Raw genomic sequence first — 19,745 nt, 5'->3', positions numbered from 1 at the left:
GGCGGCCAACGATGCTCCCGGGTTGTGTTGATCCGGGAGAAATGTTCCGACCTAGCTGGATATAGCTTCTGGAATGACCGACCCGGTGTTCTTCGCGCCATCACGCCGGTATACGGCGGCCGAAGTCGCGAATCTGACCGGCTCGGTGCTTGTCGATTCCGGCCAATCCGACGTTTCGATCGAAGCGCTGGCGCCAGCCAACGAAGGCGCTGCCAACGCGCTCGTCTTCGTCGACGGCAGGCGCAATTCCGCGCTGATGCCGTCGCTGCGGGCGGCTGCGGTCCTCTGTCCAGCGGAATTCGCCAACAAGGCGCCGGCCGGTGTCGCTGTGCTGATCCACCCACGGCCGCAACAGGCTTTTGCGCTCGTCGGCCGGCTGCTGTTCCCGACAGCCGCCACGCCGGGGCCAATGACAGGTGAAACCGGAGTTTCGCGGCATGCCCATGTCGATCCGACCGCGCATATCGAAGCCGGCGCTATCATCGAGGCCGGCGCGGTCATCGGGCCGGGCGTCTCGATTGGCAGCGGTACCGTCGTCGCACCCAACGCGGTCATTGGACAGTCTTGCCAGATCGGCCGTGACGGCTATGTCGGCCCGGGTGCCAGCATCCAGTATGCGCTGATCGGCAACCGGGTCATCATCCATGGCGGCGCCAGGATCGGCCAGGACGGCTTCGGCTTCGTTGCCGGCGCCAAGGGGCCGGAACGGGTTCCCCAGATCGGGCGGGTTGTCATCCAGGATGATGTCGAGATCGGCTCCAATTCGACAGTCGATCGTGGCGCCATGTCCGATACGATCATCGGCCAGGGTACCAAGATCGACAATCTCGTCCAGATCGCCCATAACGTCCGCATTGGTCGCAATTGCATAGTGGCCGGGCTTTCAGGTATTTCCGGTTCCGTGGTCGTGGGTGACAATGTCACGATGGGCGGCGGCGTCGGACTTGCCGATCACCTGACCATCGGCACAGGAGCCAAGCTTGCCGCCAGAAGTGGATTTATGAGCAATGTCCCTGCCGGCGAGATCTGGGGCGGTTATCCGGCACAGCCGATGGCGGAAGCCATGCGGGAGATAGCCATGTTGCGCACGATGGCCAGGGCACGCAAGCAGGGCAAGGACAATGGGTGATATGGTGGCGGCGACGACGCTGGAAGCGGTCGACATATTGGGGCTGATGAAGCTTCTGCCGCACCGCTATCCCTTCCTGATGATCGACCGCATCATCGACATCGACGGCGATGAATCCGCCATCGGCATCAAGAACGTCACCATCAACGAGCCGCATTTTCAGGGGCATTTCCCGGAGCAACCCGTGATGCCGGGCGTGCTGATCGTCGAGGCCATGGCACAGACGGCGGGCGCCATCTGCATCCGAAGCCTTGGGGCGTCGAAGCCGTCGCTGGTCTATTTCCTGACCATCGACAATGCCAAATTCCGCAAACCGGTCGTTCCCGGCGACCAGTTGAAGATCCATGTCAAGAAAATCAAGAAGCGCGGCAACCTGCTTAAATTCGCCTGTGAAGCCCTGGTCGATGGCACCAAGGCAGCCGAGGCCGAGATTTCAGCCATGATGGTCACCGGCGACTGACGATCGAGTGCCTATGAAAATCAAGACTTCAATCCATCCTTCTTCCGTCGTGGAAGAGGGCGCTCAAATCGGCCAGGGTGTGCGCATAGGGCCGTTTTGCCATATCAGCGCCGATGCTGTGATCGGTGATGGCGTCGAACTGGTCAGCCATGTCTCGGTAATGGGCGCGACCACTATCGGGGCGTCCACCAAGGTCTATCCGATGGCGACATTGGGCGCGCCACCGCAGAACACCAAGCACAAGGGCGGTCGCACCACGCTGGTCATCGGCGCCAATTGCACCATCCGCGAAGGCGTCACCATGCATGTCGGCACGGATACCAGCCGCGGCGAGACGACAGTCGGCGACAACGGCAATTTCCTTGCCTATGCCCACATCGCCCATGATTGCGTGGTCGGCAAGAACGCCACCTTCGCCAATGGCGCGACGCTGGGCGGACACTGCGAGATCGGCGATAACGTCTATATTGGCGGCCTGAGCGCCGTTCATCAGTTCGTGCGCGTCGGCGATAACGCCTTTCTTGGCGGATGCTCGGCTTTTGTCGGTGATGTCATTCCCTACGCCATTGCCGTTGGCAACCGCGCCAGCTTGCGTGGCTTGAACATCATCGGCCTCAAGCGCGCCGGTCTGCCGCGTTCCGAGATCTATCTGTTGCGCAAGGCTTACAGGACGATCTTCGACCGATCCCGCACCGTCGGCGAGAACATTGAATTCGCCAAGGCCGAGTTCGCCTCTTCGCCGACCGCCATGAAGATCATCGATTTCATCAGCAGTCGCGGCAAGCGGCACTATGCGGTGCCATCGCTCAAGGGCAGCGACGGCGACGATGCCGATGATGAAGACTGAGACGGCTTCTGCTGGTCTTGATCTCCCGCCAGGTGCCAGGGTCGGCATCATCGCCGGCGGCGGCAGCCTTCCCGTCGAAGTCGCGGCCGGCTCGGCCGAGCAGGGGTACCCGCCCTTCGTCGTCCTCATGGACGGCGAGGCCGACCGCCTGGTGGAATTGCGCCAGTATGACCATGAGACCCTGGCCCTGGAGGCGATCGGCTCGCTTGTTCCATTGCTCAAGCGCCACCGGATTACCCATCTTGTGCTTGCCGGCGAGATCAAGCGCCGGCCAAGGCTGACGCATCTGCGCCCAAGCCTCAGCCTGCTTGCGGTGATACCGGTTGTCGTGATGGCACTGGCGCGCGGCGACGATGGGCTGCTGAAAGTGGTGGCGCGAGGCCTCGAGGCACGAGGAATAAAGGTCGTGGGTGCCCACGAGATCGTGCCGAACCTTGTGGCGGCCGAAGGGACCTTGACCAAGGTGGAGCCGCGGAAGTCCGACTGGCGCGACATCGAGGCGGGCTTCGCGGCGGCAAAGGCCATCGGAGCACTGGATATCGGCCAGGCGGCGATCGCGGTCGGCGGCCGGACCATCGCGCTCGAGGGCATCGAGGGCACGGCCGGACTGCTCGATCGCGCCAGGCTGCTGCGTGGCCACGGCCGCATCGCCGGAAAAACGCGCGGTGTCCTGGTCAAATGCGCCAAGCCCGGCCAGGAGCTGCGCGCGGATCTTCCGTCCATAGGACCGCAGACGATCGAAGCAGCCCACGCGGCCGGGCTTGCGGGCATTGCCGTCGAGGCGGGACGCTCACTGATCCTCGAGGGCCCCGCAACCCTGTCGCGCGCCAATGAACTCGGTCTGTTCATCGTCGGCCTGGCCGCAGCGGAGCCGGCGCATGGCTGACAAGGCGCTGAAGGTCGCGATCGTCGCGGGTGAGGAATCAGGCGATCTGCTTGGCGCCGACATCGTCCGTTCTCTCCGCCATATGACGGGCCGAGAGGTGCAACTCGTCGGCTTGGGAGGCCGGCACCTCGGCGAATTGGGCCTGGTGTCGCCCTTCGATGCCGGCGAGATCGCACTGATGGGTTTCAGCGCCGTCCTGCGCGATCTGCCGCGCCTCATAAGGCGGATCGGCCAACTGGCCAAAACCATCGCGGACGAGAAGCCGGACTGTCTGGTCACCATCGACAGCCCCGACTTTTCCTTGCGTGTCGCCAGGAAGGTGCGTGCGGCCAATCCGTCGATTCCCATCATCCACTATGTCTGTCCAAGCGTCTGGGCGTGGCGGCCGGGCAGGGCGGTGGCGATGAAGCCTTACGTCGACCATATCCTTTGCATCCTGCCTTTCGAGGTGAAGGAACTCGAGCGGCTGGGTGGCCCGCCCGGCACCTATGTCGGGCATCGCCTCACGCATGAGGCGGGCGTGCTTGCCGCCGCGAAGGCGCAGGAATTGCCGCGCGATCTTGCCCAGGACCGCATCAAGACATTGCTGGTGCTGCCCGGCTCGCGGCGCGGCGAGGTGCGCCGGCTGATCGAACCATTCGGCGAGACGGTGTCGATGCTGCGCGCGCGCGGGCATAGGCTGCGGCTGTTGCTGCCGACGGTTCCCCATGTCGCCGACCTCGTCAAATCCTCGGTCAATCGTTGGGATGAAAAGCCAGAGATCATTGTTGATCCCCAACGCAAATGGCAGGCTTTCGGCAAGGCCGATGCCGCGCTGATCGCATCGGGAACCGTATCGCTGGAGCTGGCGCTGTCGGGTGTGCCGATGGTCTCGTGCTACAGGCTCGATCCCATAGCACGTGCCATTGCGCCCTATTTCGTTTCCGTCTGGTCGGCGCTGCTGCCCAACCTGATTGCGGATCGTGCGCTTATTCCGGAGTTCTACAACGAGTACGTCAAGCCGAACAACCTGGCCCGGCAGATGGAAGCGCTGTTCGCCGACAGCGGCATGCGCGCCTGGCAGAAAGATGGTTTTGCCGAGATCGCGCGGCGCATGGCGACGGACAGGCCGTCGGGCGAGATAGCGGCGCAGGTGGTGATGGGGTACGTCAAGAGGGCGAGATAGCGAGTAGTGAGTAGTGGGTAGTGGGTAGTGGGTAGTGGGTAGTGAAGTTGACCATCACTACTGACTACTGACTACTGACTACTCACTTCTTCTCATCAGCGCTTGGCGATCGGCACGTAGTCACGCTCCGGCGCGCCGGTGTAGAGCTGACGCGGGCGGCCGATCTTCTGGCGCGGATCCTCGATCATCTCCTTCCACTGCGCGATCCAGCCCACGGTGCGGGCGACCGCGAACAGCACGGTGAACATGGTGGTGGGGAAGCCCAGCGCCTTGAGCGTGATGCCGGAATAGAAGTCGACATTCGGATAGAGCTTCTTCTCGATGAAATAGGGATCGGTCAGCGCGATCTTTTCCAGTTCCATGGCGATGTCGAGCAGCGGATCGTCCTTGATGCCGAGTTCGCCCAAGACCTCGTGCGCCGTCTTCTGCATGATTTTCGCACGAGGATCGTAGTTCTTGTAGACGCGGTGGCCGAAACCCATCAGCCGGAACGGATCGTTCTTGTCCTTGGCGCGGGCGATGAATTCCGGGATGTGATCGACATGGCCGATCTCGCCCAACATGTTGAGCGCCGCTTCATTGGCGCCGCCATGGGCCGGGCCCCACAGGCAGGCGATGCCGGCGGCGATGCAGGCGAACGGGTTGGCGCCGGAAGAGCCGGCGAGGCGAACCGTAGAGGTCGAGGCATTCTGCTCGTGATCGGCGTGCAGGATGAAGATGCGCTCCATGGCGCGCGCCAGTACCGGGTTGATCTTGTACTCCTCGCACGGCACCGCAAAGCACATATGCAGGAAGTTTGCCGCGAAACCGAGATCGTTCTTCGGGTAAATAAAGGGCTGGCCGATGTGGTACTTGTAGGCCATGGCCGCGATCGTCGGCATCTTGGCGATCAGCCGCATGGAAGCGACCATGCGCTGGTACGGGTCGGAGATGTCGGTGGAGTCGTGATAGAAGGCCGACAGCGCGCCGACCACGCCGCACATCACCGCCATCGGGTGCGCATCGCGGCGAAAGCCGGTGAAGAAGCGCGACATCTGCTCGTGCACCATGGTGTGGCGCGTTACGCGGTAATCGAAATCGTCCTTCTGCGCCTTGGTCGGCAGTTCACCGTAGAGCAGGAGATAGCAGACTTCGAGGAAGTCGCCGTGTTCAGCCAACTGGTCGATCGGATAGCCACGATGCAAGAGGATGCCGGCATCGCCGTCGATGAAGGTGATTTCGGACTCGCAGCTTGCGGTCGAGGTGAAACCGGGGTCGTAGGTGAACGCGCCGGTGGTGCTGTAGAGCGAAGCGATGTCGATGACGTCAGGCCCGACGGAGCCGCTTCGCACCTTGAATTCATGGGTCTTGCCGGCGAATTCAAGCGTTGCCGTAGCTTCTTGGTTCTTGCCGCCCACATCCAGTTTTTTCGCAGCTTCGGTCATTGCAAACTCCTTCTTGTTTCCTCATGCCGGCAAAGGCAAATTTCTGCAGAGCGACACGTCGAAATCACCGCAATGCGCGTATTCGCCACCGCATTTTAGGAGGTGCGTGCCAGATTGGGCCAAGACCTAATGTTGCACTGCGAAACGCGCCTTTCAATGCCAATCTTCTTGGGCCAGTTTGCTCCTAATCGATTTGATCCGCTATGCGCGCCAGGCTCTCCTCGCGCCCAAGCACGGCAAGCACGTCGAACACACCCGGCGAGGTGCTTTTGCCAGTCAGCGCGGCCCGCAGGGGCTGGGCCACGGCGCCAAGCTTGTGGCCGCCGGCCAGCGCATAATCGCGGATCGCGGCCTCCGCCGCGGCAGCCGTCCAGTCGCCCGAAACCGCGTTCAAAGCTTCGTGAGCGCCACGCAGGATCTTGCGCGCTTCGTCGTTGAGCAAGAGCGTGGCCTTGTCGTCGAGCGGCAGCGGGCGCGTGGCGAACAGGAAGGCCGCGCCATCGACAAGCTCGACCAGCGTCTTGGCACGCTCCTTCAGCCCCGGAAGGGCTGCCAGCAACTGCGCCTTCTTCGTGTCGTCAAGGCGCGCGGCCATCGCCGGGCCGCCCTCGAGATAGGGCAGGGTGGCGATGAAGATGTCGAACAGTTCGGCATCGGCCATGCGGCGCATATGCGCGCCATTGATCGCTTCCAGCTTGGCGAAATCGAAGCGGGCCGCGCCCTTGTTGACGTCGCCAATGTCGAACCAGGAGATCATGTCCTTGATCGACATGATCTCGTCGTCGCCGTGGCTCCAGCCCAGGCGCGCCAGGTAGTTGAGCAGCGCCTCCGGCAGGTAGCCCATGGCCCGATAGGCCTCGACGCCGAGCGCGCCGTGACGCTTCGAAAGCTTGGCGCCGTCGGCGCCGTGGATCAGCGGGATATGCGACATCGACGGCACGTCCCAACCCATGGCATTGTAGATCACCGTCTGGCGGGCGGCATTCGTCAGGTGGTCGTCGCCGCGGATGATGTGCGTGACACCCATGTCGTGGTCGTCGACGACGACGGCATGCATGTAGGTGGGGTTGCCGTCCGAACGCAGGATGATGAAGTCGTCGAGATCCTTGTTGGGGAAGCGCACCTCGCCCTGGACGCGATCCTGGACGATCGTCTCGCCCTCGGTCGGCGCTTTGATGCGGATTGCGCCCTTGACGCCGGCTGGCGCCTCGGACGGATCGCGATCGCGCCACTGGCCATTGTAGCGCGGCGGCAGACCCTTGGCGCGAGCCGCCTCGCGCATCGCCTCCAGTTCGGCAGGCGTCTCGTAGCTGTAATAGGCCTTGCCCATGCGCACGAGCTCCTCCGCGACCTCGCGGTGGCGCGGGGCGCGCTCGAATTGCGAAACCGCATCGCCGTCCCAGCCAAGACCGAGCCAGGTGAGGCCGTCCAGGATGGCGGCCGTCGCGGCATCGGTCGAACGCTCGCGATCGGTGTCCTCGATGCGCAGCAGCATCGTGCCGGCGGTATGTTTGGCATAGAGCCAGTTGAACAGTGCCGTGCGCGCGCCTCCGATATGCAGGTAACCGGTGGGCGAGGGGGCAAAACGGGTGACGACCTTGTCGGACATGAAACTCTCGGAAACCATCTGAAGCGGGGCGCGGCGGCGCGGACTTTCGCGCGTTGCGCGTTCATGTAGCATAGGGCGTCAGGGGTGCAAGGGGCAGACCCGATGGCTGGACGTGGCCGGGGCTCGGATCAGGGCGAGGACGCTGTGGTTGGCGTCAGCGAACGGTCCCTGTTTGCAATCCCGCCGCCGGCCTCGCTGCCGCCATCACCTCTCGTTCCCGGCTCCGGCAGCCAACCTTTGCCAGGGGGTACCCCAGCACAAATTCCGCCCGCCACTGGCAGGATTGCGCGTATCGGGCGGCAAATTGGCCAGGCCTCCTTGCCTCGCCTGCGCCACAGTGTGACGACGGCAGCGGAGCTGGAACTTGACCGAGGCATCGCCTTCCTGCTGGTGCCGGTCTGCCTGGCCGCTGGTGCGATCGGCTATTACGCGCTGGCGGCGGAGCCTGACTTTGCAAAGCCTGTGGCGATCGTCGTGCTGATGGTGATCTGTGCGCTTGTCTCGCGCTCCTGGCCGAAAACCCATCTGGCCTTCATGGCGGCATTGATGTGCGCGTTGGGCCTGCTTGCCGCCAAGGTCGAGACCTGGCGGGCCGGCACCCGGATGCTGGGTTCGGAAATCTCGACGCAAGTGACCGGCCGTGTCGTCTCGCTCGACCGCATGGAGACCGGCCGCATCCGATTGACCATAGATGTGACGTCGACGGCCCGGCCAAAACTGCGTTACGCGCCGGAAAGGGTGCGGCTCTCGGCGCGCAAGATACCTGACGACATGACAGCCGGCTCGCTGATATCGGGCTATGCGAAGCTGCTGCCGCCGACAGGTCCGGTGCGGCCGGACAGCTACGATTTCTCGTTCGACAGCTACTTTGCCGGCATCGGTGGCAGCGGCTTCTTCCTTGGCAATCCAAGAATCATCTCCGCCGACGACAATGAGATGCCCCTGTCGGCCCGCCTGTTTTCAGGGATAGAAAATGCGCGCGAAGCCATCGCCGACCACATCAGGGGCGTTGTTGGCGGCGCCGAAGGCGAGATCGCGGCAGCGCTGATCGTTGGCGTGCGCGCCGGCATTCCCGATGAAATCAACGAATCAATGCGGCGCACCGGCATCTATCACATCATCTCCATTTCCGGACTGCATATGGCGCTGGTCGCCGGCACCATCATGGGGCTGTTGCGCGGTGCCTTCGCGCTGTTCCCGGATTTTTCCGCGCGTCGGTCGGTGAAGAAATACGCGGCCGCCGTGGCACTGTTGTCGATCGCCGCCTACCTCATCATCTCAGGCGTGGTCGTTGCCGCCGAGCGCAGCTTCATCATGCTGGCGGTAATGTTGATTGCCGTATTGTTCGATCGCGCCGCGCTGACCATGCGCAACCTCGCCATCTCGGCAATCGCCGTCATCGTGGTGTCGCCGCACGAGGTGGTCGGTCCAAGTTTCCAGATGTCTTTCGCCGCGACCGCCGCGCTGGTCGGCGCCTATGCCGGCTGGGCGGATCACCGTGCGGGAAAGGCAAGACCGCCGCCGCCAAAGCGGTCCCTGCCGGGCTTTCTCACGCGAAAATTCCTGCTGGCGACGGGCGGGTTGGCGATGACCTCCATCACTGCCGGCTGCGCCACGGCGCTGTTTGCCATCTGGCATTTCCAGCGTGTGTCACCGCTCAGCCTGTTCGCCAATCTCGCCGTCATGCCGATCGTTTCTCTGATTGTCATGCCTTTCGCTGTTCTCAGTTCTCTTGCGATGCCCTTTGGTGCCGATGGTCCCTTTCTCTACGTGATGGGCAAGGGGCTGACGGCCATGATCGCCATATCGGCGTGGATATCGGAACGCTCCCCCGTCGATGCGATCGGGCTGATTTCACAGCACTCGGTGCTGCTGGTGACGATCGCACTGGTCATCGCAACGATGGCGACGACATGGCTGCGGCTCGCGGCAGTGCCATTCGCGCTCGCCGGCCTGTTGACGGTGTCGGATACGCGCACGCCGGATGTGCTGATCTCGGAAGACGCGCGCCTGGTCGCGGTGCCGATCGGCGGTGGCGAACTCGCGGTCAGCCGGGCTCGCCCGAACGAATTCACCGTCGACAATTGGAAACGCGCGCTGGTCTCCGAAACAATTGTCGCACCGGAGATGTTCAACAAGGCAGAGGGACAATTCGATATTGCCGATGCCGTCAATCTGCCGCCAGGGGCGCCGTTTTATTGCACGGAGGGCATCTGTCTCGCCCGGCATCCGTCTGGCGCGATCATCGCGCATGTCGAAGACCGCAAGGCTACCTGGAAGGCCTGCGGCTTCGCCGACCTGATCGTTGTCAATGACGCGACGGGCTACGATGCCTGCCACAACCCGCTGGTTCTCGTCGTCACCAAACGGCAACTTGCACGCAAGGGCAGTGCCGCCGTCTTCTTCGACCGCCAATCGGCGACCAGTCCGCCAATCATCAGCTTCGCCGTGGACGGACCGTATCGGCCTTGGCACGCACAACGAAAGTTTTCGCGTGAGGCGAGGGGACTGCCGCCCTATCAAAAACCCGAAACGCCGGCCGCTCCTGCTCAGTAGCGCCTGATCAGCCCGACCAGCTTGCCTTGCACCTTGACCCTGTCCGGCCCGAAAATGCGCGTCTCGTAGGCCGGGTTGGCGGCTTCAAGGGCAATCGAAGCGCCCTTGCGGCGGAATCGCTTCAAGGTCGCTTCCTCCTCGTCGACCAGCGCCACGACGATCTCGCCCGGGCTCGCCGTATCGGCGTTGCGGATAATGACCGTGTCGCCATCGAAGATGCCGGCCTCGATCATCGAATCGCCCTTGACCTCCAGCGCATAGTGTTCGCCACCCATGATCATGTCCGGCGGCACTGAGATCGAATGCGTCTGATGCTGGATGGCATCGATCGGCACACCGGCGGCGATACGGCCCATCACCGGGATCGACACGGCGGCGACCGCGTCGTCGTCATTCCCGGCAAAGGGCAAGCGTGACGGCGCCGGCTTGATCTGGCGGCCAACGCCGCCCTGACCAAGACTGCCTTGAATGACGCTAGGCGAGAATTTCTTTGCCGCGTTGAGGCCTGGCGCGATCGAATCCGGCAGCCGCAGCACTTCCAATGCCCGCGCCCGGTTGGGCAGCCGGCGGATGAAGCCGCGTTCCTCGAGCGCCGTGATCAGGCGATGGATCCCTGACTTGGAGGCGAGATCGAGCGCTTCCTTCATCTCGTCAAAGGAGGGTGGGATACCGCTTTCCTTCAGCCGTTCATGAATGAACATCAGAAGTTCATGTTGCTTGCGCGTCAGCATGGCGCCCCCCAGGCATTGAACGAAGGGTGTGAATCGGAATCGAAAAACAAACCCAGAACAAACACTATCTGTTCCAGTTGTGTTCCGCAACTGTTTAAAGTTTAGTGAACTTGTTAAGACATCTGAAATTATCCGCCGCCGGCAGTGCGCAGCGATCGACCGCCTTCGCCGCCAACGCGAGCATTGAAATCATTTTGGTTAATCGCCTGTGGCCTACCTCTTGATGGACCTTGGCATCGGTTTCTCAAGGGCGTCCAGAGGCTGGATTTGCGTCGTTGGTCGATCCCTTCCTGGCGGAACGAAACGAAATCAAAACGCCAACGATCATGCCTCAAGAGAAAGAACGATGAAGTCATCCCGAAATTGCCTTCAGGCTGCCGGCGCGTGCGGTATAATTGTTCGCGCCGCTGTCCTCGCTGTGAACGTAGACATGCAGCGTGTAGCCGATATGCGCCGTCATCAGCGCTTTCGCCCGCTCGACATCGCGATCGAGGGCCGCTTCCATGATCGCGGTGTGATGCTCGATCGCGATCGCCTCGCGCAGGGCGTCCATTGCCTCGCCATAGCCATGCTTGAGGCCGGCCGCCGCCCGCAATGTCGGCGCCAGTCCGAGAAAACGATGATGCCGCCGCAACTGATCGGCGATTGTCGAGCGGAAGCGCAACAGCCAGTTGGACGTCGCGGCACTCAGCAATGCCGCGTGAAAGGCCTCGTGGCTCTCGTCCCATTGGTCGACCGCGTCATCAGAGGGGTCGTCGACCGCGGTCTTGCAGCGGGAGAGGCGGTAGTGAGCGGTGACAACCGCGTCCTCCCATTCCCTGCCGCCTTTCCCGATCGATTCCAGGAACAGCGGCATCTCCACAACCATCCTTGCGCGAGCCAGGTCCTCGAGTTCGGCCCGCGACACCGGAGCCACGGCAAAGCCGCGATTGCTGATGGCCGTAACCAGGCGCTCAGCCTCAAGCCGAGACAAGGCTTCACGCAGCGGTGTCCAGCCGACGCCGTATTGACCGCGCAGCGCGCTCAGCTTGAGCGGCGCGCCCGGCATGAGGCGTGTGGTCAGGATATCGCGCCGCAGCAACTGATAGGCAGCCTCGGTTTTCGTGGAGTTGTTCTGATCCTGCATCGCGATCCGTCCATCGTCGGGCATGTGGAAATTATATATGATGGTGGCCCATGGCAAGAATTATATATAATGTTTGACAGGTGACGACGGACTGACCATGATCGCCGCAGTTGCCGTCCCGATGAGCGGCGCTGATCAAATCTGGGAGGAAATGATGTTGAAGTCGAAATCCGCTTGGCTGTCGGGATTGGCCCTGGCAGGCGCATTGATGGTCAGCGCGGGGAGTGCCGCCGCCGACCAGATTCGCATCGGCATCGCCAATTTCGGCGAGCATCCGCAGCTCAACGCCGCCATAGCCGGGTTCAAGAAAGCGCTGACGGACAATGGCTTTGTCGAGGGCAAGGATGTCGTCTACACGGAGAGCCATACCAATTTCGATGCATCGCTAGTCCCGCAGATGATCGCCAAGCTGCAGGCGGAGCAGCCCAAGCTGATCTACACCATCACCACCCCGGTCTCGCAGATCGCCAAGAAGGCGCTTGCCGGTTCCGGTATTCCGATCGTCTTTGCCGCTGTCACCGATCCGGTCGCGGCCAAGCTGGTGCCGTCGTGGGACGCCGGAGACGAAGGCATGACGGGCGCCAGCGATCTGCAGGATGTCGCCGCTGTCATGGCCTTCACCAAGAAGCTGCTGCCGAATGCCAAGCGCTTCGGCGTCCCTTACAATCCGGGCGAGGCCAATGACGTTGCCTTGGTCGAGAAGATCAAGGCGGCCGCACCGGCGGCCGGTTTCGAGGTCGTGGAAGTCGGCATCGACAACGTCAATGACATCCAGCAGCGCATCGCCGCGCTCGCCGGCAAGGCAGACGTGATCTACGGCCCGGCTTCAAACCTGATCCAGCCGGCGATCGCCGCTGTCTCCGCGGCCGCTCGCCAGGCCGGAATCCCAATCGTCAACTCCGATGACAGCGCGGTCCGCAACGGCACGGTGCCGGCAAGCTTCGCGGTCAATTACACCCAGGTCGGCGTCAACGCCGGCAACATCGCCGCCGAAATCCTCAAGGGCAAGGATCCCAAGACGATCGCGCCGTCGCGCCCTGCCTACAAGGATCACATGGCAACGATTTCCCGCAAGGCGATGGCCGCGTTCGGCATGGAGATACCGGCGTCGATGGCCGACTGCGGCTGCATCGTCGACTGACATCGGCACTGAAGGATGACGGCGTCGGCGCCGTCATCCTGAGGTCAGGGAGGAACGATGCTCGAGATCCGATCCGCGCGCAAAGTATTCTACAAGGGCCAGGCCGATGAGAAGATCGCGCTGGACGGTCTCAGCCTGTCGCTGGCCACGGGCGAGTTCGGCATCGTCATCGGCTCCAACGGAGCCGGCAAGAGCAGCATGCTCAATGCCATTTCCGGAGCTCTTGTCCTGGATTCCGGCAGGATCCTGATCAATGGCGCCGACGTCACGGCCATGCCGGTGTACAAACGTGCCGCAAGATTGGCACGCGTCTTCCAGGATCCGATGCGCGGCACAGCCGCCAGCATGACGGTGGCGGAGAACATGCTGCTGGCCGACCTGCGCAGCCAAAAACGCACGCTGCGGCAAGGGCTGAACGCTACGCGGCTTGCATCCTACAAGGAGCGCCTGTCGATATTGGGCCTCGGCCTTGAAAATCGCCTCGATACCCGTGTCGACCTGCTCTCGGGCGGGCAGCGACAGTCGCTCTCGCTGATCATGGCCGTGGGCGGATCGCCGGACTTGCTGTTGCTCGACGAACATACGGCCGCGCTCGACCCGCGCACGGCCGAGATCGTCATGCAGGCGACGGTGCGGGCCGTCAACGCGCTGAAGCTGACGACCCTGATGGTGACCCACAACATGCAGCACGCCGTCGACTATGGCAGCCGGGTGATCATGCTCGATGCGGGCCGGGTCCTGCTTGAAGTCACCGGGGAAGAGAAGGCGAGGGTCACGGTCATCGACCTCATCGGCCATTTTTCGGTCAAGACCGACCGCATGTTGTTGGCGAGCTGATCATCATGGGTTTTGTTCAGGAGGTTCTCACCAGCTTCGTCGCGATCATACCGGTCACGCTGGCGCAAAGCCTGATCCTGGCCTTTGTCGTGCTCGGGATCATGATCCCGTTTCGCATGTTGAATTTTCCCGATCTGACCAGCGAAGGCGCGTTTCCGCTGGGTGGCTGCGTCTGCGGCGTGCTGCTGGCTGCCGGCGTATCGCCGCTGGCGGCCATCGCGGTTGCATTCGCGGCGGGCTTCGCGGCGGGCTGCTGCACCGCCTTCATCCATCTGCGTTTCCGCATCCACACACTTCTTGCGGGCATCCTGATGATGACGATGCTCTACAGCATCAACCTTCGCATCATGGGCAAGTCCAACCTCTCCGTCTTCGGCTCGCCCACCGTGTTCGACTGGGTGCCGTTCGCGCGGCCGGGTTTTCCGGCCAGCAAGATCGTTGTCGCCGGCCTCCTCGCGCTCATCGTCTTCATGGCGCTCTATATGTTTTTCAGGACCGAGAAGGGGACCGCTGTGCGTGCCGTGGGCGCCAATCCCGATATGGCCGAGGCTCAAGGCATCAATGTCTGGGCGGCGACCATTGGCGGTGTCGGACTGGCGAGTGCATTTTCGGCCTCGAGCGGCGCACTGATGGTGCAGTCGCAGGGCTTCGCCGACGTCAATATGGGGCTGGGGATTCTCATCAACGGCCTTGCCGCGCTGATGATCGGCGAGGCCGTCGTCGGCAAGCAGACGGTTTGGCGCCAACTGGTGGCGCCCTTCGCCGGCGCGATCATCTACTACCAACTGGTGTCGTTCTGCCTTGCCGCAGGCATGCCGCCTCCCGACCTGAAGCTTGCCACGGGCCTGTTCGTGCTCGCCATGCTTGCCCTGCCCAGCCTCAAGCGCGGCAGGGGCCCGGCACCGGCGCGCGAAGCGATCCGTGAATAATCAGACGTGAATAACCCCAGGGACGTCACAAATCATGCGTGCAACGCTCGATCTCGCGGCAGTGGAAGCCATGGATGCGGCGGATCCGCTGCGTGCCATGCGCGACCGGTTCATTTTGCCGGAAGGCGTGATCTATCTCGACGGCAATTCGCTGGGCGCCGCGGCGCCATGCGTGTTCAATGAGCTGCAGAAGGCCGCGACGCAGGAGTGGGCGCAGGACCTCATCCGCGCCTGGAACACCGCCGGCTGGTTCGATATGCCGGTCGCGCTTGGCGACCAGCTGGGGCGCCTGATCGGCGCTGCGGCCGGCCAGACGGTGGTCTGCGACACGACGTCGATCAACATCTACAAGGTGCTGCATGCCGCCCTTGCCATGCGGCCGGACCGCACGGTGATCGTCGCCGAGGGCGACAGCTTTCCGACCGATCTCTACATGGCCGAAGGGGTCGCCTCGACGCGGCCGGGCACGGTGCTGCGGCTCGAGGGCGTCGATGCTCCGACCATTGAAGAGCTGATCGACGAGCGCGTCGCGGTGATCCTGGTCAACCACGTCAATTACAAATCCGGACAGCTGCGCGAGATGGCGGCCCTGACGCGCAAGGCCCACCAGGCCGGCGCGCTGATCGTCTGGGATCTCTGCCACACCGCGGGAGCCTTGCCGGTCGAACTCGATGCCGCCAATGCCGATTTCGCCATCGGCTGCACCTACAAATATCTGAATGGCGGCCCCGGCGCGCCGGCCTTCATCTATGCCGCGACACGCCATCATGACCATGTCCATCAGCCGCTCAGCGGCTGGTGGGGCCATGCGCGGCCGTTCGCCTTCGAGCAGGGTTTTGCCGCCGGCAGCGGCATCCGCCGGTTCCTGTGCGGCACGCAGCCGGTGCTGTCGATGCGGGCGCTGAAGGGCGCGCTGGATATCTGGGACGAGGTCGACATGGCGGCGGTGCGCAAGAAGAGCATTGCCTTGACTGAGCTGTTCATCCGGCTCGTCGAAGCCAGATGCGGCGCCTATGGGCTCGAACTGGAAAGCCCACGCGACGGCAATGCGCGCGGCAGCCAGGTGTCGTTCCTCCATGCGCATGGCTACCAGGTGATGCGGGCCCTGATCGAGCGCGGCGTGATCGGCGATTTTCGCGCGCCGTCGACCATCCGTTTCGGCTTCACGCCGCTTTATGTCGGCTACAGGGACGTGTGGCGGGCGGTCGAGGTGCTGGAGGACATACTGCGCACCGGCGCCTGGCAGGAAGCGCGTTTCGCGGTCAAGACGGCGGTGACTTGAGACCTCAGAGCCGGGTGCGGACCGTCCACAGTTCGGGAAACAGCACGACCTCGAGCATCTTCTTGAGGTAGGAAGCGCCTGAGGTGCCGCCGGTGCCGCGCTTCAGGCCGATGATGCGCTCCACCGTGGTGACGTGGTTGAAACGCCAGCGGCGGAAATAATCCTCGAAATCGACCAGCTTTTCAGCCAGTTCGTAGAACATCCAGTAGCGCTGCGGATCGCGGTAGACGGTCTGCCAGGCGACCAGGACCTCTTCATTCTCGGTCCGTGTTTCACGCCAGTCCGTGCGCTTGGCATCGGCGCCGATGTCGAACCCGTTGCGCGCCAACAGGAGCAGCGCTTCGTCGTAGAGCGACGGCTCGGCCAGGATCGCTTCCAACTTGCCGCTCAGGTCCGGTCGATGCTTGTGTGGGCCGAGCATTGCGAGGTTGCGGTTGCCGGCCATGAACTCGATGGCGCGATACTGCCAGGACTGGAAGCCTGAGGATTGGCCGAGCGCATCGCGGAATTCGGTGTATTCGCTTGGCGTCATGGTCCGCAGCACGTCCCAGGCGTTGTTCAGCTGCTCGAAAATGCGCGCGACGCGCGACAGCATCTTGAAGCTCGGCTCAAGCCGATCAGCGCGGATGGAGCGGATCGCGGCGCCGATCTCATGCAGAGCGAGTTTCATCCACAGTTCCGAGGTCTGGTGCTGGATGATGAACAGCATCTCGTCATGCGCCGACGACAGCGGCGTCTGTGCCTCCAGCACTTTTTCCAGGTGCAGATAGTCGCTGTAGGACATGCGTTCCTTGAACGACATCTGCGCGCCTTCGGACGCCGGATCGTATGGCTCGCTCAATGGATTTTCTCCGTGCGCAGCCGGAAGCGCTGGATCTTGCCGGTCTGTGTCTTGGGCAGCGCGGCGATGAACTTGACCGATCGTGGATATTTGTAAGGTGCGATCGTCGCCTTGACGTGGTCCTGCAGGCGCTTGACGGTCAATGCATCTGCTGCCACGCCTTGCACCAGCACAACATGAGCCTCGACGATCTGGCCGCGCTCGCCATCCTCGGCGCCAATCACGGCGCATTCGGCGACATCGGGATGCGACAGCAACGCCGCCTCGACCTCGGGGCCGGCGATGTTGTAGCCGGCGCTGACGATCATGTCGTCGGAGCGCGCGGCGAAGTGGAAGAAGCCGTTCTCGTCCTGGGTAAACGTGTCGCCGGTAAGGTTCCAGCCGTCGCGCACATAGTCCTTCTGCCTGTCATCGGCCATGTAGCGGCAGCCGGTCGGCCCGCGCACCGCCAGCCGTCCGGGCTCGCCGCGCGGCACCTCGCGCATCGCGTCGTCGACGATGCGCGCTTCGTAGCCGGCTACCGGCTTGCCGGTGGACGCGGGCTTCATGTCGTCAAAACGGTTGGAGATGAAGATGTGCAGCATTTCGGTGGCGCCGATGCCGTCGAGGATAGGCTTGCCGGTCTTCCTCGTCCATTCCTCGAAGACAGGAGCCGGCAGGGTCTCGCCGGCCGAAACGGCGACGCGCAGCGATGAAAGGTCGGCGCCCTCATCCATGGCCTTCAGCATGGCGCGATAGGCGGTCGGCGCAGTGAAGGAGATGGTCGCCTTGTAGGTCTCGATGATGTGGATCATGTTGGGCGGCGTCGCCTGTTCCAGCAGTGTCGCCGCCGCGCCGAAGCGCAAGGGGAAGATGGCGAGGCCGCCAAGGCCGAAGGTGAAGGCGAGTGGCGGCGAGCCGACAAAGATGTCGTCCGGCGTGACCTGGAGGATTTCGCGCGCATAGGCGTCGGCGATGATCAGGAGGTCGCGGTGGAAATGCATCGTTGCCTTCGGCACGCCCGTCGTGCCCGAGGTGAAGCCGAGCAGGGCGACGTCGTCGCGGCCGGTTTCGACGGCAGTGAAGGTGACCGGCTTGTCGAGGGCGGCGCGATCGAGCTCGGCATCATGATTGGCGGTGCCATCGAAGCCGATCACCTGCTTGAGGAACGCACTGTCCTTGGCGCAGGCGGTCATCTCGTCCATCAGCCTGGAGTCGCAGAGCGCGGTGGTGATCTCAGCCTTGTCGACGATCTTGGTGAGTTCGCCGGAGCGCAGCATCGGCATGGTGTTGACGACGACGGCGCCGACCTTGGTGGCGGCCAACCAGCAGGCGACCATTGCGGGGTTGTTGGCGGAGCGGATCAGCACCCGGTTGCCCGGTTTGACGCCATAATTCTCGACCAGCGCATGGGCCAGCCGGTTCGTCCAGTCGGACAGTTCCTTGTAGGTGCGGCGGCGGCCATTGCCGATCAGCGCGGTGTGGTCGCCGAGGCCCTTCTCGACCAGCCTGTCGGTCAATTCGACGCCGGCGTTGAGGCGGTCGGGATAGTCGAAGCCATCGAGCAGGAAGTCCGGCCACTGATCCGGCGGCGGCAGGTGATCGCGCGTGAACGTGTCGATATGCGCTGAAGGCCCAAGCATGTCGCCGCCATCCCATTTGCTGCCTGGCCAGTGCGCGAAGCACCTGTCCGAGGTGGTGGATCTGAAGTTCCCGTCTATTCGCGAGAGGCTTCGTGCAGCCAGCTACACCTGTTCGGCGACGCCACCGGGAGGGGTGAACATCCGCAGGTTTGGACAGCACAGCAGACCTCCCATTGTCGGCTGTTCGTGAAGCAGGATCGCACCAGTCGAAATTTGTTTCAAGCCTAAAATGTTTTGCGCTGAAGCATTGACGCATGGCATGGTGGTGGCCATTGCTAGCGCGAAAACCGAAGTGCTTGGGGGAGGGTGCGGATGCTTGGACATCGCGTCGAAGATTGGGACAACGCCTACGCCAACGGCGCGAATATTGCCCGCAGTGACCGCTGGCCGGCCGCGTGGACGGAGCCCGCGCAAGCCTTTCGCGACGCTATGTCGGCGCAAGGCCGGGCACGCATCGACATCGCCTATGGTGAGCAACCACGCAATCGGTTCGATCTTTTCCTTCCAGAGGCTTCGCCCAGGGGCCTCGTCGTGTTCATCCATGGCGGTTACTGGATGGAGTCCGACAAGAGCACCTGGTCGCACCTGGCCAAGGGCTCGGTCAGCAGCGGTTTCGCCGTGGCGATGCCGTCCTACACGCAATGCCCAGACATACGCATCACCGGCATCGTACGTGAGATCGGCGTGGCGATCGGCACGGCGGCGGCAATGGTGGACGGACCGCTGATGCTGACCGGGCATTCGGCCGGCGGACATCTCGCCAGCCGCATGGTGACAATATCAACGCCTTTGGCCGCCAATGTGGCAAAGCGCATACGCCATGTCGTTTCGATTTCGGGCCTCCATGACCTGCGCCCGCTCATGCGCACCAGCATGAACGAGTCCCTGGCAATCGACGAAGCCGAAGCCCAGGCCGAAAGCCCGGCGTTGCTGCGCCCCATGGATGGCGTTCGCATCACCTGCTGGGCCGGCGGCGGGGAACGGTCCGAGTTCCTGCGCCAGAATGCGCTGCTGGCCAACATCTGGACCGGGCTTGGCGCCGTTACCAGCACCGTGGTTGAGCCCGACCGGCATCATTACGACGTCCTCGATGGCCTAGCCGATCCAGCGCATGGGCTGACGCGAACCTTGATCTCGGAATAGCCGAGATGATTTTTACA

Annotated in this window: 18 protein-coding genes; 11 read left to right on the top strand and 7 right to left on the bottom strand. The window is 63.1% G+C overall.

Annotated features, from left to right (window positions below; translation table 11 throughout):
* The first annotated feature begins 73 nt into the window (after window positions 1-73).
* From lpxD to lpxB, 5 genes are read left to right on the top strand one after another with little or no spacing between them, the layout of a single operon-like run.
* The gene (lpxD, locus tag AC07SZ_RS22735) at window positions 74-1,129 is read left to right on the top strand and encodes a UDP-3-O-(3-hydroxymyristoyl)glucosamine N-acyltransferase (RefSeq protein WP_056577013.1); all 1,056 of its coding nucleotides are present in this window, start codon (window positions 74-76) and stop codon (window positions 1,127-1,129) included.
* On the top strand, window positions 1,122-1,589 hold the full coding sequence (gene fabZ / locus AC07SZ_RS22730) for a 3-hydroxyacyl-ACP dehydratase FabZ (protein ID WP_494915961.1): 468 nt from the start codon (window positions 1,122-1,124) through the stop codon (window positions 1,587-1,589). Before lpxD ends, fabZ begins: the two co-directional genes overlap by 8 nt.
* 13 nt (window positions 1,590-1,602) lie before the next feature.
* Window positions 1,603-2,436 carry an acyl-ACP--UDP-N-acetylglucosamine O-acyltransferase gene (gene lpxA / locus AC07SZ_RS22725; protein WP_056577019.1) on the top strand — a complete coding sequence of 278 codons (834 nt, stop codon included), beginning with the start codon at window positions 1,603-1,605 and terminating at the stop codon, window positions 2,434-2,436.
* A complete protein-coding gene (locus AC07SZ_RS22720) occupies window positions 2,423-3,322 on the top strand; it encodes an LpxI family protein (protein ID WP_494915958.1) in 900 nt (299 codons plus the stop codon). Before lpxA ends, AC07SZ_RS22720 begins: the two co-directional genes overlap by 14 nt.
* Window positions 3,315-4,487 carry a lipid-A-disaccharide synthase gene (gene lpxB, locus AC07SZ_RS22715; protein WP_056577022.1) on the top strand — a complete coding sequence of 391 codons (1,173 nt, stop codon included), beginning with the start codon at window positions 3,315-3,317 and terminating at the stop codon, window positions 4,485-4,487. Before AC07SZ_RS22720 ends, lpxB begins: the two co-directional genes overlap by 8 nt.
* A 95-nt stretch (window positions 4,488-4,582) precedes the next feature.
* Here the strand turns inward: lpxB and gltA are convergent, their stop codons facing one another.
* Both gltA and gltX read right to left on the bottom strand, forming a co-directional pair.
* The gene (gltA, locus tag AC07SZ_RS22710; RefSeq protein ID WP_056577025.1) at window positions 4,583-5,911 is read right to left on the bottom strand and encodes a citrate synthase; all 1,329 of its coding nucleotides are present in this window, start codon (window positions 5,909-5,911) and stop codon (window positions 4,583-4,585) included.
* Between the two features lie 184 nt (window positions 5,912-6,095).
* The gene (gene gltX / locus AC07SZ_RS22705) at window positions 6,096-7,520 is read right to left on the bottom strand and encodes a glutamate--tRNA ligase (RefSeq protein ID WP_172373740.1); all 1,425 of its coding nucleotides are present in this window, start codon (window positions 7,518-7,520) and stop codon (window positions 6,096-6,098) included.
* Between the two features lie 102 nt (window positions 7,521-7,622).
* On the opposite strand from gltX, the gene AC07SZ_RS22700 reads away from it, so the two are divergent.
* Window positions 7,623-10,076: a ComEC/Rec2 family competence protein gene (locus AC07SZ_RS22700; RefSeq protein ID WP_494915955.1), complete on the top strand. Its 2,454-nt coding sequence runs from the start codon at window positions 7,623-7,625 to the stop codon at window positions 10,074-10,076.
* On the opposite strand, the gene lexA is transcribed toward AC07SZ_RS22700, so the two are convergent.
* Window positions 10,070-10,807 carry a transcriptional repressor LexA gene (lexA, locus tag AC07SZ_RS22695; RefSeq protein WP_056577032.1) on the bottom strand — a complete coding sequence of 246 codons (738 nt, stop codon included), beginning with the start codon at window positions 10,805-10,807 and terminating at the stop codon, window positions 10,070-10,072. The two genes, AC07SZ_RS22700 and lexA, sit on opposite strands and share 7 nt — an antisense overlap.
* A 352-nt stretch (window positions 10,808-11,159) precedes the next feature.
* The gene (locus AC07SZ_RS22690; RefSeq protein WP_172373744.1) at window positions 11,160-11,933 is read right to left on the bottom strand and encodes a GntR family transcriptional regulator; all 774 of its coding nucleotides are present in this window, start codon (window positions 11,931-11,933) and stop codon (window positions 11,160-11,162) included.
* Between the two features lie 154 nt (window positions 11,934-12,087).
* On the opposite strand from AC07SZ_RS22690, the gene AC07SZ_RS22685 reads away from it, so the two are divergent.
* From AC07SZ_RS22685 to kynU, 4 genes are read left to right on the top strand one after another with little or no spacing between them, the layout of a single operon-like run.
* The gene (locus AC07SZ_RS22685) at window positions 12,088-13,074 is read left to right on the top strand and encodes an ABC transporter substrate-binding protein (protein WP_172375133.1); all 987 of its coding nucleotides are present in this window, start codon (window positions 12,088-12,090) and stop codon (window positions 13,072-13,074) included.
* 57 nt (window positions 13,075-13,131) lie between these two features.
* The gene (locus AC07SZ_RS22680) at window positions 13,132-13,911 is read left to right on the top strand and encodes an ABC transporter ATP-binding protein (protein WP_494915951.1); all 780 of its coding nucleotides are present in this window, start codon (window positions 13,132-13,134) and stop codon (window positions 13,909-13,911) included.
* A 5-nt stretch (window positions 13,912-13,916) separates the two neighbouring features.
* Window positions 13,917-14,840: an ABC transporter permease gene (locus tag AC07SZ_RS22675; protein WP_172373748.1), complete on the top strand. Its 924-nt coding sequence runs from the start codon at window positions 13,917-13,919 to the stop codon at window positions 14,838-14,840.
* 34 nt (window positions 14,841-14,874) lie between these two features.
* On the top strand, window positions 14,875-16,122 hold the full coding sequence (gene kynU, locus AC07SZ_RS22670; RefSeq protein ID WP_494915949.1) for a kynureninase: 1,248 nt from the start codon (window positions 14,875-14,877) through the stop codon (window positions 16,120-16,122).
* Between the two features lie 4 nt (window positions 16,123-16,126).
* On the opposite strand, the gene kynA is transcribed toward kynU, so the two are convergent.
* From kynA to AC07SZ_RS22655, 3 genes are all read right to left on the bottom strand, one after another.
* The gene (kynA, locus tag AC07SZ_RS22665; RefSeq protein ID WP_258583683.1) at window positions 16,127-16,963 is read right to left on the bottom strand and encodes a tryptophan 2,3-dioxygenase; all 837 of its coding nucleotides are present in this window, start codon (window positions 16,961-16,963) and stop codon (window positions 16,127-16,129) included.
* Complete coding sequence (locus AC07SZ_RS22660) at window positions 16,960-18,585, bottom strand: AMP-binding protein (RefSeq protein ID WP_494915947.1); 1,626 nt, start codon at window positions 18,583-18,585, stop codon at window positions 16,960-16,962. Before AC07SZ_RS22660 ends, kynA begins: the two co-directional genes overlap by 4 nt.
* Window positions 18,586-18,687: 102 nt before the next feature.
* Complete coding sequence (locus AC07SZ_RS22655; protein WP_494915945.1) at window positions 18,688-18,858, bottom strand: hypothetical protein; 171 nt, start codon at window positions 18,856-18,858, stop codon at window positions 18,688-18,690.
* Window positions 18,859-18,897: 39 nt separating this feature from the next.
* On the opposite strand from AC07SZ_RS22655, the gene AC07SZ_RS22650 reads away from it, so the two are divergent.
* Window positions 18,898-19,728: a hormone-sensitive lipase gene (locus tag AC07SZ_RS22650; RefSeq protein ID WP_172373754.1), complete on the top strand. Its 831-nt coding sequence runs from the start codon at window positions 18,898-18,900 to the stop codon at window positions 19,726-19,728.
* The last annotated feature ends 17 nt before the right edge of the window (window positions 19,729-19,745 follow it).

Source organism: Mesorhizobium sp. GW821-FHT07A06, assembly GCF_059419085.1.
This window is presented reverse-complemented; position numbering and strand designations above follow the sequence as displayed.

Excerpts from the sequence above, each read along its gene's own strand:
- AC07SZ_RS22675 (WP_172373748.1), top strand. The coding sequence starts at position 13,917 with ATGGGTTTTGTTCAGGAGGTTCTCACCAGCTTCGTCGCGATCATACCG.
- fabZ (WP_494915961.1), top strand. The coding sequence starts at position 1,122 with ATGGGTGATATGGTGGCGGCGACGACGCTGGAAGCGGTCGACATATTG.
- AC07SZ_RS22685 (WP_172375133.1), top strand. The coding sequence starts at position 12,088 with ATGTTGAAGTCGAAATCCGCTTGGCTGTCGGGATTGGCCCTGGCAGGC.
- lpxA (WP_056577019.1), top strand. The coding sequence starts at position 1,603 with ATGAAAATCAAGACTTCAATCCATCCTTCTTCCGTCGTGGAAGAGGGC.
- kynU (WP_494915949.1), top strand. The coding sequence starts at position 14,875 with ATGCGTGCAACGCTCGATCTCGCGGCAGTGGAAGCCATGGATGCGGCG.
- AC07SZ_RS22690 (WP_172373744.1), bottom strand. The coding sequence starts at position 11,933 with ATGCAGGATCAGAACAACTCCACGAAAACCGAGGCTGCCTATCAGTTG.
- lexA (WP_056577032.1), bottom strand. The coding sequence starts at position 10,807 with ATGCTGACGCGCAAGCAACATGAACTTCTGATGTTCATTCATGAACGG.
- AC07SZ_RS22680 (WP_494915951.1), top strand. The coding sequence starts at position 13,132 with ATGCTCGAGATCCGATCCGCGCGCAAAGTATTCTACAAGGGCCAGGCC.
- lpxD (WP_056577013.1), top strand. The coding sequence starts at position 74 with ATGACCGACCCGGTGTTCTTCGCGCCATCACGCCGGTATACGGCGGCC.
- AC07SZ_RS22700 (WP_494915955.1), top strand. The coding sequence starts at position 7,623 with ATGGCTGGACGTGGCCGGGGCTCGGATCAGGGCGAGGACGCTGTGGTT.
- AC07SZ_RS22660 (WP_494915947.1), bottom strand. The coding sequence starts at position 18,585 with ATGCTTGGGCCTTCAGCGCATATCGACACGTTCACGCGCGATCACCTG.
- gltX (WP_172373740.1), bottom strand. The coding sequence starts at position 7,520 with ATGTCCGACAAGGTCGTCACCCGTTTTGCCCCCTCGCCCACCGGTTAC.
- AC07SZ_RS22720 (WP_494915958.1), top strand. The coding sequence starts at position 2,423 with ATGATGAAGACTGAGACGGCTTCTGCTGGTCTTGATCTCCCGCCAGGT.
- gltA (WP_056577025.1), bottom strand. The coding sequence starts at position 5,911 with ATGACCGAAGCTGCGAAAAAACTGGATGTGGGCGGCAAGAACCAAGAA.
- AC07SZ_RS22650 (WP_172373754.1), top strand. The coding sequence starts at position 18,898 with ATGCTTGGACATCGCGTCGAAGATTGGGACAACGCCTACGCCAACGGC.
- lpxB (WP_056577022.1), top strand. The coding sequence starts at position 3,315 with ATGGCTGACAAGGCGCTGAAGGTCGCGATCGTCGCGGGTGAGGAATCA.
- AC07SZ_RS22655 (WP_494915945.1), bottom strand. The coding sequence starts at position 18,858 with ATGGCCACCACCATGCCATGCGTCAATGCTTCAGCGCAAAACATTTTA.